This window comes from Cellvibrio sp. KY-YJ-3 (assembly GCF_008806955.1).
Lineage (GTDB): Bacteria > Pseudomonadota > Gammaproteobacteria > Pseudomonadales > Cellvibrionaceae > Cellvibrio.
Genome location: NZ_CP031727.1, coordinates 2931893 through 2948298 on the forward strand (window position 1 = coordinate 2931893; position 16406 = coordinate 2948298).

At 50.1% G+C, this 16406-nt stretch carries 15 protein-coding genes; 12 read left to right on the forward strand and 3 right to left on the reverse strand.

The window, feature by feature from the left end; translation table 11 throughout:
- Positions 1–124: 124 nt before the first annotated feature.
- From fliS to D0B88_RS12360, 3 genes are all read left to right on the forward strand, one after another.
- The gene (gene fliS, locus D0B88_RS12350) at positions 125–529 is read left to right on the forward strand and encodes a flagellar export chaperone FliS (RefSeq protein ID WP_151057514.1); all 405 of its coding nucleotides are present in this window, start codon (positions 125–127) and stop codon (positions 527–529) included.
- A 268-nt stretch (positions 530–797) separates the two neighbouring features.
- Entirely contained in the window at positions 798–2255 is a 1458-nt protein-coding gene (locus tag D0B88_RS12355) for a sigma-54 dependent transcriptional regulator (RefSeq protein WP_151057516.1), read from the forward strand.
- Positions 2256–2367: 112 nt separating this feature from the next.
- Positions 2368–3453, forward strand: a complete 1086-nt coding sequence (locus D0B88_RS12360) for a DUF2235 domain-containing protein (protein WP_151057518.1) — start codon at positions 2368–2370, stop codon at positions 3451–3453.
- 106 nt (positions 3454–3559) lie between these two features.
- On the opposite strand, the gene rhlE is transcribed toward D0B88_RS12360, so the two are convergent.
- Together rhlE and D0B88_RS12370 are read right to left on the reverse strand one after the other, a co-directional pair.
- A complete protein-coding gene (rhlE, locus tag D0B88_RS12365; protein WP_040391665.1) occupies positions 3560–4945 on the reverse strand; it encodes an ATP-dependent RNA helicase RhlE in 1386 nt (461 codons plus the stop codon).
- A gap of 239 nt (positions 4946–5184) precedes the next feature.
- Complete coding sequence (locus D0B88_RS12370) at positions 5185–6084, reverse strand: peptidoglycan DD-metalloendopeptidase family protein (RefSeq protein WP_151057520.1); 900 nt, start codon at positions 6082–6084, stop codon at positions 5185–5187.
- Positions 6085–6420: 336 nt separating this feature from the next.
- On the opposite strand from D0B88_RS12370, the gene D0B88_RS12375 reads away from it, so the two are divergent.
- Positions 6421–7746, forward strand: a complete 1326-nt coding sequence (locus tag D0B88_RS12375) for a PAS domain-containing sensor histidine kinase (protein ID WP_151057522.1) — start codon at positions 6421–6423, stop codon at positions 7744–7746.
- Between the two features lie 2 nt (positions 7747–7748).
- Positions 7749–9308, forward strand: a complete 1560-nt coding sequence (locus D0B88_RS12380) for a sigma-54 dependent transcriptional regulator (protein ID WP_151057524.1) — start codon at positions 7749–7751, stop codon at positions 9306–9308.
- A gap of 88 nt (positions 9309–9396) precedes the next feature.
- Here the strand turns inward: D0B88_RS12380 and D0B88_RS12385 are convergent, their stop codons facing one another.
- Positions 9397–9597: a PA3496 family putative envelope integrity protein gene (locus D0B88_RS12385; RefSeq protein ID WP_151057526.1), complete on the reverse strand. Its 201-nt coding sequence runs from the start codon at positions 9595–9597 to the stop codon at positions 9397–9399.
- Positions 9598–9847: 250 nt separating this feature from the next.
- Here D0B88_RS12385 and fliE point away from each other — a divergent pair, with 250 nt between their 5' ends.
- The 7 genes from fliE to D0B88_RS12420 all read left to right on the forward strand — a co-directional run bounded on the left by fliE (position 9848) and on the right by D0B88_RS12420 (position 16367).
- The gene (gene fliE / locus D0B88_RS12390) at positions 9848–10222 is read left to right on the forward strand and encodes a flagellar hook-basal body complex protein FliE (protein ID WP_007640861.1); all 375 of its coding nucleotides are present in this window, start codon (positions 9848–9850) and stop codon (positions 10220–10222) included.
- An 83-nt stretch (positions 10223–10305) separates the two neighbouring features.
- Positions 10306–12009, forward strand: coding sequence for a flagellar basal-body MS-ring/collar protein FliF (gene fliF, locus D0B88_RS12395; RefSeq protein WP_007640863.1), 1704 nt, complete (start codon positions 10306–10308; stop codon positions 12007–12009).
- Positions 12010–12046: 37 nt separating this feature from the next.
- A complete protein-coding gene (gene fliG / locus D0B88_RS12400) occupies positions 12047–13033 on the forward strand; it encodes a flagellar motor switch protein FliG (protein WP_369728428.1) in 987 nt (328 codons plus the stop codon).
- Positions 13034–13114: 81 nt separating this feature from the next.
- Positions 13115–13990, forward strand: coding sequence for a flagellar assembly protein FliH (locus tag D0B88_RS12405; protein WP_151057528.1), 876 nt, complete (start codon positions 13115–13117; stop codon positions 13988–13990).
- A 5-nt stretch (positions 13991–13995) separates the two neighbouring features.
- Positions 13996–15381 carry a flagellar protein export ATPase FliI gene (gene fliI, locus D0B88_RS12410; RefSeq protein ID WP_007640869.1) on the forward strand — a complete coding sequence of 462 codons (1386 nt, stop codon included), beginning with the start codon at positions 13996–13998 and terminating at the stop codon, positions 15379–15381.
- Between the two features lie 38 nt (positions 15382–15419).
- Complete coding sequence (gene fliJ / locus D0B88_RS12415; RefSeq protein ID WP_151057530.1) at positions 15420–15872, forward strand: flagellar export protein FliJ; 453 nt, start codon at positions 15420–15422, stop codon at positions 15870–15872.
- Positions 15873–16061: 189 nt separating this feature from the next.
- A complete protein-coding gene (locus D0B88_RS12420) occupies positions 16062–16367 on the forward strand; it encodes an STAS domain-containing protein (RefSeq protein WP_007640872.1) in 306 nt (101 codons plus the stop codon).
- Positions 16368–16406 lie beyond the last annotated feature (39 nt).

The following is a 16406-nucleotide window of genomic DNA, read 5'->3' on the forward strand; positions in this document are numbered from 1 at the left end:
TTGCCCCATATGGCCACAAGTTCGCCGGAAATTAACACCGCAACCTGCTTTTTATGCGCAATACTCGCCAAAATCAGCCGACCCTGCTAGCCTAGGTTAATCCTATGGCTATCAGGTATATGCTGTGTCTAATTACAATCCGCAAGAAGCACTCAAACAATATCAGAAGCTCGGTATTGAGTCCGAAGTCAGTCATGCATCGCCCCATCGTTTAATTCAACTGTTATTTGAAGGCGCGTTAGGGCGTTTGGCGGCAGCGCAAGGTGCGATGGAGCGGGGCGATATTGCCGTTAAAGGTGAAATGCTTGGTAAAGCGATTGGCATTGTCGGCGGTTTGCGTAGCTCGTTAGATATGGAAGCCGGCGAAATATCCGAGCGTCTGGATCAGCTTTATGAATACATTAATCTTCGCCTGTTGGAAGCCTCTGCACAAAACGATATAGATAAAGTAGTTGAAGTCATTCAGCTGCTTAAAACAGTCAAGTCCGGTTGGGATGAAATTGGCCCGCAAGCCGCCAAGGCTCCCTGATCATTCCGATTGTTACAGTAAAAATTAAACCCGCACCTGACAAAAATAATAGTGACTTTTTCATTCTGATTTTTGTCAGGCATTTTTTTGGCGAATAAATATTCAAATTGTTGTCTTTCTGATAAAGCGCCAATAAAAATTCGTCATTAATTTGACTAACCTCACAGTCTCTACTAATACTTACTCCCATAAATCTTCTCGCCGTGTGTAGTTGTCAGCTAATTGGCAGCCATAAGTCATTGGCATGAAATGAAAAAGGTCTTGGGGTATGTGGCGCAACAACAAAGTTTTGGTTATTGACGATAATCCGTCACGTCGACACGATCTAAATGTGTTATTGGAATTTCTCAGTGAGCCTGCATTGGTCAGTGCCAGCGATAATTGGTTATCGGCGGTGGCTGATCAGAATCATGGCGAAGATTATGTCGCCGTTTTTATTGGTGATTATCGCGCCAGCAAACAAAATCTTACCCAACTGCTCAAAGATGTGCGCAACTGGAATGATGAATTAGCAATTGTGCTGGTGGGTGATGAAAATCAAAACGCTGATGCCAGTTTGGAGGATGCACTGCGTTTTATGGTGATTGCCAATCTCTCGGTTCCTCCTACCTACAGCAAGCTGGTTGATACCTTGCACCGCGCACAGTTGTATTGCGAAGCTCAATCCAGTTCCAAACGCCAACCGCAACGTCGCCCTGTACATTTATTCCGCAGTTTGGTGGGAACCAGCCGCGAAATTCAAAATGTGCGCGAAATGATGGCGCAAGTTGCTGATAAAGATGTGTCGGTATTGATTACCGGTGAATCGGGTACCGGCAAAGAAGTGGTTGCGCGCAATTTGCATTACAACTCCCCCCGTCGTGATAAACCTTTTGTACCGGTTAACTGCGGTGCCATTCCTGCAGAGCTGTTGGAAAGTGAATTGTTTGGTCATGAAAAAGGTGCATTTACCGGTGCAATCAATTCTCGCGCCGGGCGTTTTGAAATGGCCGAAGGTGGCACCTTATTTTTAGATGAAATTGGCGATATGCCACTTAACATGCAGGTAAAAATTCTGCGGGTATTGCAAGAGCGTTGTTTTGAGCGTGTAGGCAGCAATAAAACACAGCCGGTTGATGTTCGCATTATTGCGGCGACCCATCGCAACCTTGAACAAATGATTACCGACAATACTTTTCGCGAAGATTTGTTTTATCGCCTGAATGTTTTCCCTATTGAACTACCTTCACTAAAAGAGCGCGCAGAAGATATCCCTCTGCTGATTAATGAGTTGGTGTCGCGTATGGAAAGTGAGCAGCGCGGTTCAATTCGTTTTAATTCCGCCGCGATTATGTCGCTCTGCCAACATGAGTGGAGCGGTAATGTGCGCGAACTGGCGAATTTGGTTGAACGCATGGCGATCACTCACCCTTTTGGTGTTATTGGTGTACAGGATTTGCCTGCAAAATACCGTCACATTGACGTAGTTGAAGAAGATTTTGTGCAATCCTCCCAGCGTGTGGTTGGTGAAAACTCAGCGGGTGCTGGTTATGTGAGCATGAACGATACACCGCTGTTACCGGAGCAGGGAATTGATTTGCGTGAATACATTACCAATCTGGAAATGAGTTTGATTCAACAAGCGCTTAACGACTGCGGTGGTGTTGTTGCGCGCGCCGCCGATAAATTATGTGTGCGCCGTACGACACTGGTTGAAAAAATGCGCAAATACGATATGCAGCGCTAGTAAATTTAATTCTTTTAAAGGCGGCGCAAGCCGCTTTTTTTATGCATCAAATTTCTGGCTATTGGCCCTTATCAATTTAATTAGCAAATGAATAAGCGGAGGGAGCTTAAATATGGCAAATACTTGGGTAGTGTGCATTGATGGTACCTGGAATAGCCCCGGTCAAACCGACACAGATCCTGTCGATCATCAAGAATCTGTTACTAAAACCAATGTGCAAATTTCATGGGAGGCGCTCACCCAGTGCGACTTAAATAGTGCCAGCCCTTATGGTGCTATTGAGCCACTGGCCGGGCAGGCCGGAGCAGCGCTTTATTTAAATGGAGTGGGCAGTAGCGGCAGTGAAAAATGGCGCAATTTTGAGGGCTCCACCGGCACCGGCACTTCCGAGCGCATTATTGATGCGTACCAATTTTTAGCGCAGCGCTGGCAGCCGGGCGATGCAATTTTTGGTTTCGGTTTTAGCCGGGGTGCCTTTGCGGTGCGCAGTTTGATGGGGTTTATTCATTGTGTTGGTTTGCCTGAACATAGGCGCATTTTAGGCTCCACTGAATTGCTGTCGCTCTACGATAGCTATCGCAAAAATAAAGTTCCAGCAAATGTCCTAGGCATGCAGCCAGCGGGCATCCATTTTCTTGGTGTGTGGGATACGGTTGGTGCTTTGGCATTTGGCGATGGTTTTAACGATTACCATCAGTTGAGCCCTGGAAATGTTCAAATCTGTTGTCAGGCGCTGGCGTTGGATGAGCAACGCAAACAATTTTTGCCGGAATATTTTAAGGTGAGCAATGCCACCCAGCAGATTAATCAAGTCTGGTTTGCTGGTGTGCACTCGAATATTGGTGGTGGTTATGTCGATACAAATTTATCGGATATCACTTTATGTTGGCTGCTTAATAGCGCCAAGCAAGCGGGGCTGAAGCTGGATGTGAGCCAATTGTCTGGTTTTTATGCACAGAGCCCTGAGGGGGAGATTCGCCAGAGTTATCAGGAGTTTTGGAACACAATGCCGGATATAGGTAAGTGGGTAGAAAAATTTGGTTGGTTAAAAGTAGCGCGCACTATTGAACCGGACCAAAAAATTCACTGCAGTGTTATTCAGGCCATGCAACAGGGTTATAAACCTGCGGCAAAAACAGCAGAGGGCATTACGTTTAGTAGCCTTGAGTTGGAGCCTTGGGGATTTAACGATGTGTGAGCCATAAAAAAGCCCCGCATTCTATAAGCAATACGGGGCTTTTTTAGCATGCTTTTAGTCTGCAAATTTATCGCACAGACAAACTAAACATTTATTTGTTGAAACATCAATTTGCTGCTTGTGGGCGACGTGCACGTTGTGCAGGTTTTCCAGCGCTGTTGCCACTGCGATTTCCCGCGTGTTGCTGGCCTTGCGGTTTACGCTGCGCGCCATCTTTTGGCTGGGATTTACCATTACCATTTTTCGGTTTTTGGCCCAGTGCCGGTTTTTTCGCCGCTGAGCGGCCATTGCCATTACCTGCACCAATAGTCATACGGCGACCCAGTACAATCGGTTCGGCTTTCGCGTTCGGGTCTGGTTCAAAACCGCTGATAATTTCTTTATCAATGTTGCGTTTGATCAGCTTTTCAATATCGCGCAAGAATTTATCTTCATCGATACAGACCAGTGATACCGCAATACCTTCTGCATCGGCGCGACCAGTACGACCAATACGGTGTACGTAATCTTCCGGTACGTTCGGCAATTCAAAATTCACTACGTGCGGCAGTTGGTCGATATCAATACCGCGCGCGGCGATATCGGTGGCAACCAGTGCGCGAATCGCACCGCGTTTAAAATCTTCCAGTGCTTTGGTACGTGCGCCTTGGCTTTTATTGCCATGAATCGCTGCTGCACTAATGCCGTCGTCTTGCAATTGTTCGGTCAATTTATTCGCGCCGTGTTTGGTGCGGGTAAAAATCAACACTTGTTGCCACTCACCTTTGTTAATCAGATGTGACAGCAATTCACGTTTGCGATTGCGATCAACGGGGTAAACAACTTGCGTTACCCGCTCAGAGGCGGTGTTGCGGCGCGCGACTTCAATCAGCGTGGGCTGATTCAATAGTTTGTCGGCCAGCGCTTTGATTTCATCGGAAAAAGTTGCCGAGAACAGCAGGTTCTGGCGCTGTTTTGGCAGTAATGCCAATACTTTTTTGATGTCGTGAATAAAGCCCATATCGAGCATACGGTCGGCTTCGTCCAGTACCAAAACTTCAACCTGACGCAGGCTGACGGCATTTTGGTTGACTAAATCCAGCAAGCGGCCGGGAGTGGCAACCAGAATATCTACGCCACCGCGCAGTTTCATCATCTGCGGGTTAATGCTCACGCCGCCAAACACTACGGTAGAGCGCAATGGCAGATATTTACCGTAATCGCGCACGCTTTCAAACACTTGCGCAGCGAGTTCGCGCGTAGGAGTCAAAATTAATGCACGTACCGGGCGACGGCCAGCGGCTTGTTCGGCTGGCGCCTGGCTCAGTTTTTCCAGCAAGGGCAGGGTAAAACCAGCGGTTTTACCGGTACCGGTTTGTGCGCCTGCAAGGATATCGCCACCTTTTAATACGGCGGGGATCGCTTGCAACTGAATAGGAGTAGGAGTGCTGTAGCCCTGATCGGCAATAGCACGCAGAATATCGGCCCGCAGACCGAGAGTATCAAACGACATAAAGTTTTCCTGTTGCTCGGCCTCCCGCGTGGCGGGCAAGGTCTGGCGAGCTGAGATGTGGCAAACACACGAGGGTGTTTGGCAACAGAGGAGGGTGACACTGACCTTAAGGGTGTCGGCGCGCATGGTACGCAGTTGATGAATAATATGCCAGATACTTTTACGCTGGCCGATGAGCGGTTGTTTTTTGGGCGATTGGATGTTTGTGTGTTTTCAGTAATTGATGGGGATCATCATTGCTACATATCACACAACCGCTGCCCCGCCATGGGCACAAAGGTTTGCGAGGATTTGCTGGCGATAAATTTGAAGGGAACTGCGGTCATTTTCAGGCCGGTATTGCGGTGGATCACAAAATGCAGGTGCGGGCCGCTGGAGTAGCCGGAGCTGCCCGAGCGGGCGAGGGTGGTGCCTGCGGTGACTTTGTCCCCCTCACGGACGATGGCAGTGCCGAGCAGTATGTGGCCGTAAAGGGCAAAGGTGCCGTCGTTGTGGAGGATGCGCACGTAGTTGGCTTTATCCAGAAAAAACTTATCCACGCCGCCCATGTGGTAATCGTCTTTTACGGCGATGACGACGCCATCCCTCGCCGCTTTAATGGCGGTACCCATCGGGAGGGCGATGTCCACTGCATAGCGACTGCTGTCGCCATGGTGGGAGAATTTGCCGTTGAATCCCTGGGTAATACGATGACAGCCCAGCGCATCGGCGGGTAGCTGATATTCCTGCGTGCCAGGCGTAAGTTTGGGGTCACCGAGCTGCCATTTATAGGTGAAGGGCTCGATGGTACCTGCCGCGCTGAGCAGCGTTTTTTTACTCAACGCAGGAATTATTTTGGATTGGCGCTGCTTGGCTTGCGGGGAGCGCAGTTCTACCTGAATGGGGGCGTGAAAAGGATTTTGCACCACTAAGTAATTTTTGCGTTTAGTCTCGTTTTTATCCACATAAAACACCGGTTCAACTTTTTGTTTTTCCGCGCTTTTCAGGGTAAGTGTTTCGGCGGTCGGTTCCTTGGGCTTTTTATCGGTGAAGCGCCATTTGCCGTTAGCATCCTGGTATTTGTAAATCTCGGCGGCGTGCAAGGGCATTACCGCAAGTAATAAAGCCAGTGTGAAGGTCTGCTGTAATTGGCGGCACATAATAATCCCTGAGTCCTATTCGTATCCAATTTGATCGGGTATCCGGTTTGAGATGACGTCAAACTGTCGCAATTTATACGCTAATCCGGGTGAATTTTATATCGTCGGTTGTGTCGATTTGCATCACCCTCATTGCGATAGGCGATGTTCCGAGCGAGCCAATAGTTTGACTTGATCTAGTAGTTGATACTCGTAACTCATTGATAATAATAGCTAAATAATGTTGGCATCACGCTTGCAAATACCCTTGTATAGCAGCTTCATCGGCGCCTAATCCGTTAACTTATTGACGGTTTTCAGCAGGCGGTGAAGTGAAATTGGCGATCAGGGGTTTTTATGACACAAGCGCTTTTGAATACCGCGGATAAGGCAGGGTTAACCCTGGTGCCCTCGGGTGATGTGGCCAAGGTTGCTGCGGGTGCATTGCTTGCCAAGCCACTTATCAACGAAAAAGTGCTGACGGAAAAACGTCAGGGTTCAAAAACGGCGTTTACCTCCCTCGATCAACTCTCCGATCAATTAGCCGACTCCTACTATCTGCTGGAAAACCGCGTTGCTGAATTAAATGAAGAGCTAAGTAGCCTGAGCGATCGCCGGTTACAGGAATTAGCGGAAAAAGAAAAACTCGCTAATCGCTTGGAAAGCTTGCTCAATTTTTTACCCGGCGGAGTGGTGGTACTGGACTCCTCCGGTCGAGTGTCCGAATGCAATCCCGCCGCGCTGGATCTTTTGGGTGAGCCTCTGCAAGGTGAACTATGGCGTGAGGTGATTAAACGCAGTTTTGCGCCGCGTCAGGACGACGGTCACGAAGTCTCCTTGCACGATGGCCGTCGCATTAGCATTCAAACCCGCAATTTGGGTGAAGACGGGCAAATTATTTTGCTCACCGATCAAACCGAAACCCGCCGTTTGCAAAGTGAATTAAGTCGCCATGAGCGATTGTCGGCACTGGGCAAAATGATGGGTGCTTTGGCACATCAAATTCGTACGCCGCTGTCCTCCGCCATGTTGTATGCCGGTCATTTATGCAATGGCAAATTGGATGACGAACGTCGCCAACAATTCTCCGAAAAAATTCTGGGGCGTTTAAATAATATCGAACGCCAAATTCAAGACATGCTGTTTTACGTGAAAGGCGAGTTGCCGTTGAACGATGTGATCAGTGTGGCGCAGTTACAAACAGAATTGGCTGAGGCGATGGAAGTACCGCTCATGACCAGTGAATCTACCTGCGATTGGGTGATTAATTGCCGTGAAGAATATATTCAATGTAACCGCGATGCCTTGGTGGGCGCGGTATTGAATCTGGTCAACAACGCTATTCAAGCCGTGGAGCGCAAAGCGCATTTGCGCATTGAATTTAATAGTTATCCCAAAGCACTGAATACCGCAGTGCAACACAATTCTGCGTTGGATCAGGAAACGCCGCGCTTATGGATTCGGGTGTGCGATAAAGGCCCTGGCATGTCGCCGGAGTTGCTTAATTCTGTTGGCGATTTATTTGTAACTACCAAAGCCCAGGGCACGGGTTTGGGCTTGAGTGTTGTGCAGGCTGTTGCACGCGCGCATCACGGAAAATTTTTACTGCAATCGACGGTTGGTAAAGGCACTTGCGCAAGCTTGTTAATTCCTTTTGCAACCTTTCAAACCCAGGGGAACTAATCATGGCCTTAGCATTGCAACAAGCTGGCTTTGAAAATGCGATTAATGTATTGGTCGTGGAAGATGACAATAATCTGCGCGAAGCCTTAACCGATACGCTGCAGTTGGCGGATTACGTTGTGATTGCGGTGAACAGTGCGGAAGAGGCGCTGAAACAGCTTGCGCTCTACAGCGATATTCGCATGATTGTCTCCGACGTGAATATGGGTGGCATGAGCGGGCACGATTTACTGCGTTGCGTGAAGCAGGATTACCCGCAAATTCCCATGATGTTAATTACCGCCTACGCCAGCATCAGCGAATCGGTTGAGGCGATGAAGCAGGGCGCAGTGGATTATTTGGTAAAACCCTTTGCACCACAAACATTGGTAGAAACGGTAGCGCGGCATTTAGGTGTGGCGCAAATTTCCGGCGATGAACCGGTGGCGATAGCACCCTCCAGTCAGCAGCTATTGCGTTTGGCACAGCGTGTGGCGCAGTCGGATTCCACTGTGTTAGTGGTGGGTGAATCGGGTACGGGTAAAGAAGTTTTAGCGCGTTATATTCACGATCATTCACCGCGTCGCCATCAACCCTTTATTGCAATTAATTGCGCCGCGATCCCGGAAAATATGCTGGAAGCCATGTTGTTTGGCCATGAAAAAGGTGCTTATACCGGCGCGCACACCAGCAGCCCCGGTAAATTTGAGCAGGCCAATGGCGGCACTTTGCTGCTGGATGAAATTTCGGAAATGGATATAGGCTTGCAAGCAAAATTGCTGCGCGTATTGCAAGAGCGCGAAGTGGAGCGCTTGGGTGGCCGCAAAACAATTAAGTTGGATGTGCGCGTTATCGCCACCTCTAACCGCGATATGCGTAATGAAGTCGTCGCCGGAAAATTCCGCGAAGACTTGTATTACCGTTTAAGTGTATTGCCTTTGCAGTGGGCGCCGTTGCGCGATCGTATGGAAGATATTATTCCGTTGGCGGAAAAACTGTTGCAAAAACACGCACACAAACAAAATCGTCGCGGTGTTAATTTGTCGCCTTCCGCGCAGCAAATGTTGCTGGCTTACCCTTGGCCGGGCAATGTGCGTGAGTTGGATAACATTATGCAGCGCGCATTAATTTTGCAGCCGGGTAAAACTATTCAAGCGGAAGATTTAGGCTTGGGCGGTGAGGGCACTTATTCACAAAGCCCCACCAACTACAGCCAGAAACCGAATTTACTGCAAGCGGCGCAGGCGGTTAACCCAGTTATGGATGACGGAGGAGACAGGCAGCCATCTTTTGCGGCGCAGGCTTTTGCCAATGCCAGCTTCCGCGCCAGTCAATTTTCTGTCGGTGCGGTGAATAGCGAACACTTGGCGTTGGTAAGTAATCAACCGGTGCAGCATTCGTCATTAAATAATCCCGCCTTGGGTAATGACCTTAAACAGCGCGAATACGAAATTATTATGAATACCCTGCGTAACGAGCGCGGCAGTCGCAAAAATACTGCCGAGCGTTTAGGTATTAGTGCGCGCACCCTGCGTTATAAAATTGCGCGTTTGCGCGAAGAAGGTTACGAAATTACCGAGTGATCTTGTTTGCTCTGATCTACTAAAAACGCCCGCCGGTAATTAAACCAGCGGGCGTTTTTTGTTTGAGCTTATTTCGATGTGTATTTGGCTAGTGCATAAATTCAAATTCGTATTCACTGGTTTCCCTGCGCAGTTTCCGCTCTTCCCATTTCTCTTCCAGTTTGCGGCGACATTCCATGTTGCGGCGTATTTTTTGTTTCTTGCTTTTTGATACCACTACATCGGCAATAAAATTTGCCATGGCCTCATCAATCATTTCCAATTCGTTGTGCATAGTGAGCAGATTCATGCCTATCTCCTGTTAATGCGAATGGTCGAGTCCAGCACGGGCAAGCTTAGTGATGCTCAATGACAAAGCGATGAACAAAACGCGACAAATTGATTAATCCATACCCAATATTGGCGCGCAACAGGCAAGCGGTTGCCGAGCGGCAAATGTTGGCCTGCTTTGTGCAAAATCCCCTGCAGAGATGAAATTTACGGGTGAACTGCCAATTTATTGTCGCCCGGCATAAATAGAGCAACAGGGGATTTACATCATGACTGATCGCGTTGATATCAGCAGGCTATTGGGTGATATGCGTGCCATGAAAGCGCAAACCCAGGCATTCCAACGCCCGCAAGGGGTTGGTGATGTACCGAATGGAATGCGCAGCTTGGGCGCTTTGCCAGTAGAGGGAACCACCAAGGTTCCCAGCTTTGGCGATTTAATGACGCAAGCAGTCAATAAAGTTAACGATGTGCAAAAAACCTCTAGCGCTATGGCAGAAGCTTATGAGCGCGGTGTGGCAGGGGTGGACATTACCGATGTGATGATTGCCTCGCAGAAATCCTCGGTGGCGTTTCAAGCGACGGTGCAAGTGCGCAATAAGCTGATCGACGCTTACCGTGATGTCATGAATATGCCTATTTAATTGATCACTTTTATTGCGCATTTTTTATTGGTTAAGGTTTTACAGAATTACCGCAAGCACATTATCGATAAGGTATAAAAATTATGGCTACTCCCGCCACCACAGGTACAGAAAAATCTCCCGCCCAACCACGTTTGGGTGGCGATTTTTTAGAAGGCCTCAGTAATCTGAATTTGCTGCGCCAGATCGGATTGATGGTGACACTGGCGGCCAGCGTTGCCATTGGTTTTGCGATTGTGATGTGGATGCAGGGTGATGATTACCGCCCGCTCTACGGCCGCATGGATAATTTGGATGCCGCTAACGTGGTGGATGTGCTTGAACAAAATCAAATTAACTTCAAGGTGGATCAAAGCAGCGGTGCAATTCTGGTGGCAGCGGAAGATGTGCACATGGCCCGCCTTAAACTTGCTGAATTTGGTTTGCCTTCCAGCCCGACCCAGGGCTTTGAGTTGATGGATAAAGAGCAGCCCCTCGGCACTAGTCAATTTGTTGAAAATACTCGTTATCAGCGCAGTATTGAAGGCGAGTTGGCGCGCACCATTACCAGTATCAATAGTATTCGCAGCGCGCGCGTGCATTTAGCAATTCCGAAAAAAACCGTATTTGTGCGCGATACTGCCAACCCAACCGCATCGGTTTTTGTGGAGGTGTTTGCGGGCAGGTCAGTGGACGCTGCGCAAGTGAAGGCCATTATGAATTTGGTGGCATCCTCAGTGCCCGGCATGAATATGGCCGATGTGACAGTGGTAGATCAGCACGGTAATTTATTATCGACTGGTGAGGAAAGCGCGGATTTATTACTGGCGGCCAAACAGCATCAATACTCCAAAGAAGTTGAGACCAGTATCATCCGTCGCATCAATGGCATTTTGGAGCCTGTTGTTGGTGGTGGAAAATTCCGTGCAGAAGTTAGTGCGGATGTAGATTTCACGGCAGTAGAGCAGGCAGCAGAAACCTTTAACCCCGACTTGCCTGCTATTCGCTCCGAACAGGTGTTAAATGAAACGCGCCGTGCGGGTGATGTGGCCGCCGGTATTCCCGGCGCTTTAACGAATCAACCACCGGGAACTGCTGAGGCGCCCGAACAAATTGACCCGGCTACTGGGCAACCTGTTCCGCCAGCCACCCCCACCAATAATCGCGAACAAGCTACGCGCAATTACGAGTTGGATCGCACTGTTAGCTACACCAAACACCAGCAGGGCACACTCAAACGCCTGACGGTAGCAGTGGTGGTGGACGATAAAATTGTTAAAAACGCCGAGGGTGTAGAAAGCGCGGTACCATGGACAGAGGCTGAACTCGAACGTTTGTCTATACTGGTACGCGATGCCGTTGGTTTTAGCGCGGTACGCGGTGACAGTGTGAATGTATTGAATTCCCCCTTTGCCAACCGTGTACTTGATCCTGGCGCGAGCATGGAGCAAGTGCCTTGGTGGCAGGAATGGATTATTCCGAATATGAAATACATCGCCAGTGTGTTGGTGATTTTATTGATCGTATTTGGTTTGTTGCGCCCTATGTTCAAAAGCCTTGCCAAACAAGGTGGCGCGATTGCCGAAGAGGAAGAGGCGCGCCAATTGGCCGCGCTGGAAGCGGCGGGTGCGGCAGGTTTGGATGGCATGTCGGATGAAACAGTAACCCTGACTGGCGGCCATGCGCTGATGTTGCCCGGGCCAGAACAGGGCTACGAAGAACAACTCAATGCAATTAAAGGCTTGATTGCCGACGACCCGGGTCGTGTTGCCCAGGTGGTTAAACAGTGGATAAATCGCGATGACTGATGCCAACGATAAGGCGGTCGCTAAACCCAAGCTCAATATGCGCTATGTCGACCAAGCTGCCATTTTATTGATGTCGCTTGGCGAAGCCGATGCCGCCGAGATTCTCAAGCACATGGGGCCAAAAGAAGTGCAGCGCATTGGCGGTGCCATGACCCAGTTGCAGAATGTGCAGCAATCCCAGGTGCAGTTAGTGCTGGGGAATTTTCTGGATGAAGTGCGCACCCTGACCGGCCTTGGTGTGGGGGCGGATAACTACATCCGCAAGATGTTGGTGACGGCGCTGGGCGAGGACAAAGCCAATAGCTTGATCGACCGTATTTTAATCGGCGGCAATACCACCGGTTTGGATACCCTCAAGTGGATGGATGCGCGTTCGGTGTCCGATATGATCCGCAACGAACACCCCCAAATCCAGGCGATTGTAATCGCCTACCTTGAAGCGGATCAGTCCGCTGAAATCCTGACGTATTTCCCCGAGAAAGTGCGCCTGGACATTATGATGCGCGTCGCCTCGCTCGATACAGTACAGCCGAGCGCGCTGCAGGAATTGAACGATATTCTGGAAAAACAATTCTCCGGCAACGCGGCATCGCAAACCAAAGCCATGGGCGGTTACAAAGTGGCGGCGGAAATTATGAACAACCTCGACGGTTCTATCGAAGCCGAATTGATGGAAGGCATCAAGGAAATCGACGAGGACATGGGCAACCAGATCCAAGACCTTATGTTCGTGTTCGACAATCTCAAAGATGTGGACGATCGCGGCATTCAATCGCTGTTGCGCGAAGTGTCATCCGATGTGTTGGTGGTGGCGCTCAAAGGCGCCGACGACGAACTCAAGGAAAAAATCTTCAAAAATATGTCCAAACGCGCGGCCGAACTCTTGCGGGACGATCTGGAAACCAAACCGCCAATGCGCTTGGCAGACGTGGAAGCAGCGCAGAAAGAAATTCTTATTACCGCGCGCCGTATGGCCGATGCGGGCGAAATTATGCTGGGCGGTGGTGGCGATCAAATGGTGTAAACCATGAAAATATTGTTGTCATAAATATTGTTGTCATACCCGGGAGCGCGGGTATCTATTCAGCGTTAATGAGAGTCATCCATGTCGGAAAACAGCTTGCCCAATCGCATCGCCGCAGAGGATGCAGATAACGTTACTGCCTGGGTGCTGCCACCGGTGTCGGATAATGGGCGGGTGTTATCCTCCGCCGAAAAAGAAGCCCGTGAGCGCCGTGAGCGGTTATTGCGTCGCGAACAGGAAACGATTGAGACAGTAGAAATTCCGCAAGAAGCCCCACCGCAAGTGGGTATGACCGCCGAAGAAATGCAGGCAATTTTTGATAGCGCCGAAAAAGACGGTTTTGAGCAAGGCCACAAAGAAGGTTTTGCCAAAGGCAACAGCGAAGGTTTTGAAGCGGGGCGCCAGCAGGGCTTGATGGAAATGCGTGCGCAGTTGGTGGCGGAGCAACAGCGTTTTCAAAAGTTGGCCAACGCCTTACTGGAGCCGCTTTCAGCACAGGATGACGACGTAGAAAACCTGTTGCTGGATGTGATTTGTACCCTGACCCAAAGTGTGGTGCAGCGCGAGCTTTTAACCGACTCCTCCCATATCACTGCACTGGTAAAAAGTGCGGTGAATGCCTTACCCATCGGCAGTAAAAATATTCGTGTCTGCCTGAATCCCGATGACCTGGCGGCAGTTGAAACCTATGCCGCCGAACAACAACTCGACTGGCAATTTTTTGGCGATGGCGAATTACTGCCCGGTGGCTGCCGTATAGAAACGCCTGAGAGCCGGGTGGATTTTTCTGTGTCCACTCGCTTGCAAACCCTGCTGGAACAGTTTGTGAGTAAACAATTGGCATCGGGTGACGATGCAGATGAAGATGACGATTATCTTGATGCGCATTCCGCCGCTGAGTCGGCAGGTTCTTCGATAAAAGGTTCGGCACTTCCTGAACCGGGCAATGAGGCCTGATCGCCATGGCTGAGCGTTCGTCAATCAGTTCGCGCCTGCGCGGATATGCGCCGCGCAAAGTCACGCCTATAGAGCCACAGGCCGAAGGCCGGATTACGCGCTCGGTGGGTTTGACCCTGGAGGCGGTGGGTTTGAACGTATCCGTCGGTCGCCAATGTGAAATTATCAATAGTGATAACCGCCGTATCGAAGCCGAAGTGGTGGGCTTCGCGGGCGATAAAGTGTTTTTAATGCCCATCAAACGGGTGGAAGGTTTACAGCCGGGCGCACGGGTAGTACCTGTCGCCACCCAAATGGGTATGCGCATTGGTCCGCAGTTGTTAGGGCGTGTGGTGAACGGTATAGGCCAGCCACTCGACGGCAAAGGCCCTTTGATTGGCGATGAGTTCCTCGATTTTAATCCCCGCGAAATAAACCCCTTACAGCGTCACCCGATCAGCGAACCGCTGGATGTGGGTGTGCGTGCGATCAATGCCCTTATTACCGTCGGGCGCGGTCAGCGCTTGGGGCTGATGGCCGGTTCAGGCGTGGGTAAAAGTGTACTTATGGGCATGATGACCCGCTTTACCACCGCCGACGTGGTAGTGGTTGGGTTGATCGGGGAACGTGGTCGTGAGGTGAAAGAGTTTATCGACCATATCCTGGGCGAAGAGGGGTTGCGCCGTGCGGTAGTGGTGGCATCCCCCGCCGATGATGCGCCCCTAATGCGCCTGCGTGCGTCGCAGTTGTCCAGTCGTATCGCCGAGTATTACCGCGATCAAGGTTTGAATGTGTTGTTGCTAATGGACTCACTCACCCGTTTTGCCCAGGCGCAGCGTGAAATTGCACTGGCGATTGGCGAACCACCGGCCACGAAAGGTTATCCGCCTTCGGTGTTTGCCAAAATTCCCCAATTGGTTGAGCGCGCCGGTAACGCAGCGCAGGGCGAGGGTTCTATCACCGCGTTTTACACCGTATTGACTGAAGGCGATGACTTGCAAGACCCCATTGCCGACTCGGCGCGGGCGATTCTTGACGGTCACGTAGTGCTGTCACGGCGTTTGGCGGAGGAGGGGGTTTATCCTGCAATCGATGTAGAGGCCTCTATCAGCCGGGCGATGCAAAATATTGTGGACGATGAGCATTTAAAAATGATGCAGCGCTTCAAACAGTTGTTGTCGCGCTACCAACAAAATCGCGACTTGATTGCCATCGGTGCCTACACGCCGGGTGCTGACCCGGAAACCGATATGGCGATTGAGCGTTTCCCACACTTGCGCGCATTTATCCAGCAGGGAATTCGTCAGGGGGTGCATATGCCTGAGTCAATCGCCAACCTGAAAGCGCTGCTCAAACCACCTGCCAACTCCAAGGGTGCCAGCCCACTGGCGGCCCAGCATCGCAATAAATAGTGCCTCCTTTCCGGGCTGATAATCCAAGCGAATAACCTATGGCTGAATCACGCGCAAAACGCATGCAGGTGGTGGTATCCCTTGCCAAAAAACAAGAGGATGAAGCCGCCAACAAACTGAGCCAGTATCGTGAGCAGTTGGTGCTGGAGCAGCGGCAACTGGTTGAGCTGCGCGACTATGCCGCCCAATACCTGAATGCCCAAGGCGCGCTGCGCGAGGGAATTCTCGCCCATGAATTAATCAACTACAGCAGTTTTATCCATCGCTTGAATGAGGCCTGCACTGAGCAGGAAGCCAAGGTGGCGCGTATGACCAGGCTGTTGGAATCGCTACAGCAGCAGTGGCGCGTAAAGCATCAAAAGCGCAAGTCGATTGAAGAACTTATTGTTCGGTTGCAGCATGAGGACAACCTGATTGCCGACAAGCTGTTACAAAAAGAGCTGGATGACCTCAGCGCGCAACAGTTGCAGCGCCAGCGGGACAGCACCTGAAGGCACTAGCCTCTGAATAGGTTATGAATTGGACAAAGAATAGGCGCGCACAGGAATAAAAATGAATTTGGCCTTGGTGCGTGGTTTTATAGTCTATCCTTAGCAAATACAGCTCCCCTGGCTCCGTAACAACCGTCAAAAAGAGCTGTTGAATTGGAAATGTCCGGACGTTTTTTGAAGAGGTAAGACATGGCGATCACGTCAACAGTATCCCCTGATGGCAATCAAGTCACGATATACATCCAAGGTCGCTTCGACTTCAGTTCCCATCAGGAATTTCGCAGCGCGTATGAAAAATTAACCCAAACCCCCATTCACTACCGTGTTGACCTGCAGGGTACTTCCTACCTGGATAGTTCAGCGCTGGGCATGTTGTTGCTGTTACGCGACTACGCTGGTGGAGAGCAGTCCAATATCCAAATTGTGAATTGCGCTCCCGATGTGAAAAAGATTTTATTAATTTCTAACTTTGAACAACTGTTTGATATCCAGTAAAGGTTTTTTGCCTCTCTTGATCTGCGGTTTATGTGCTGT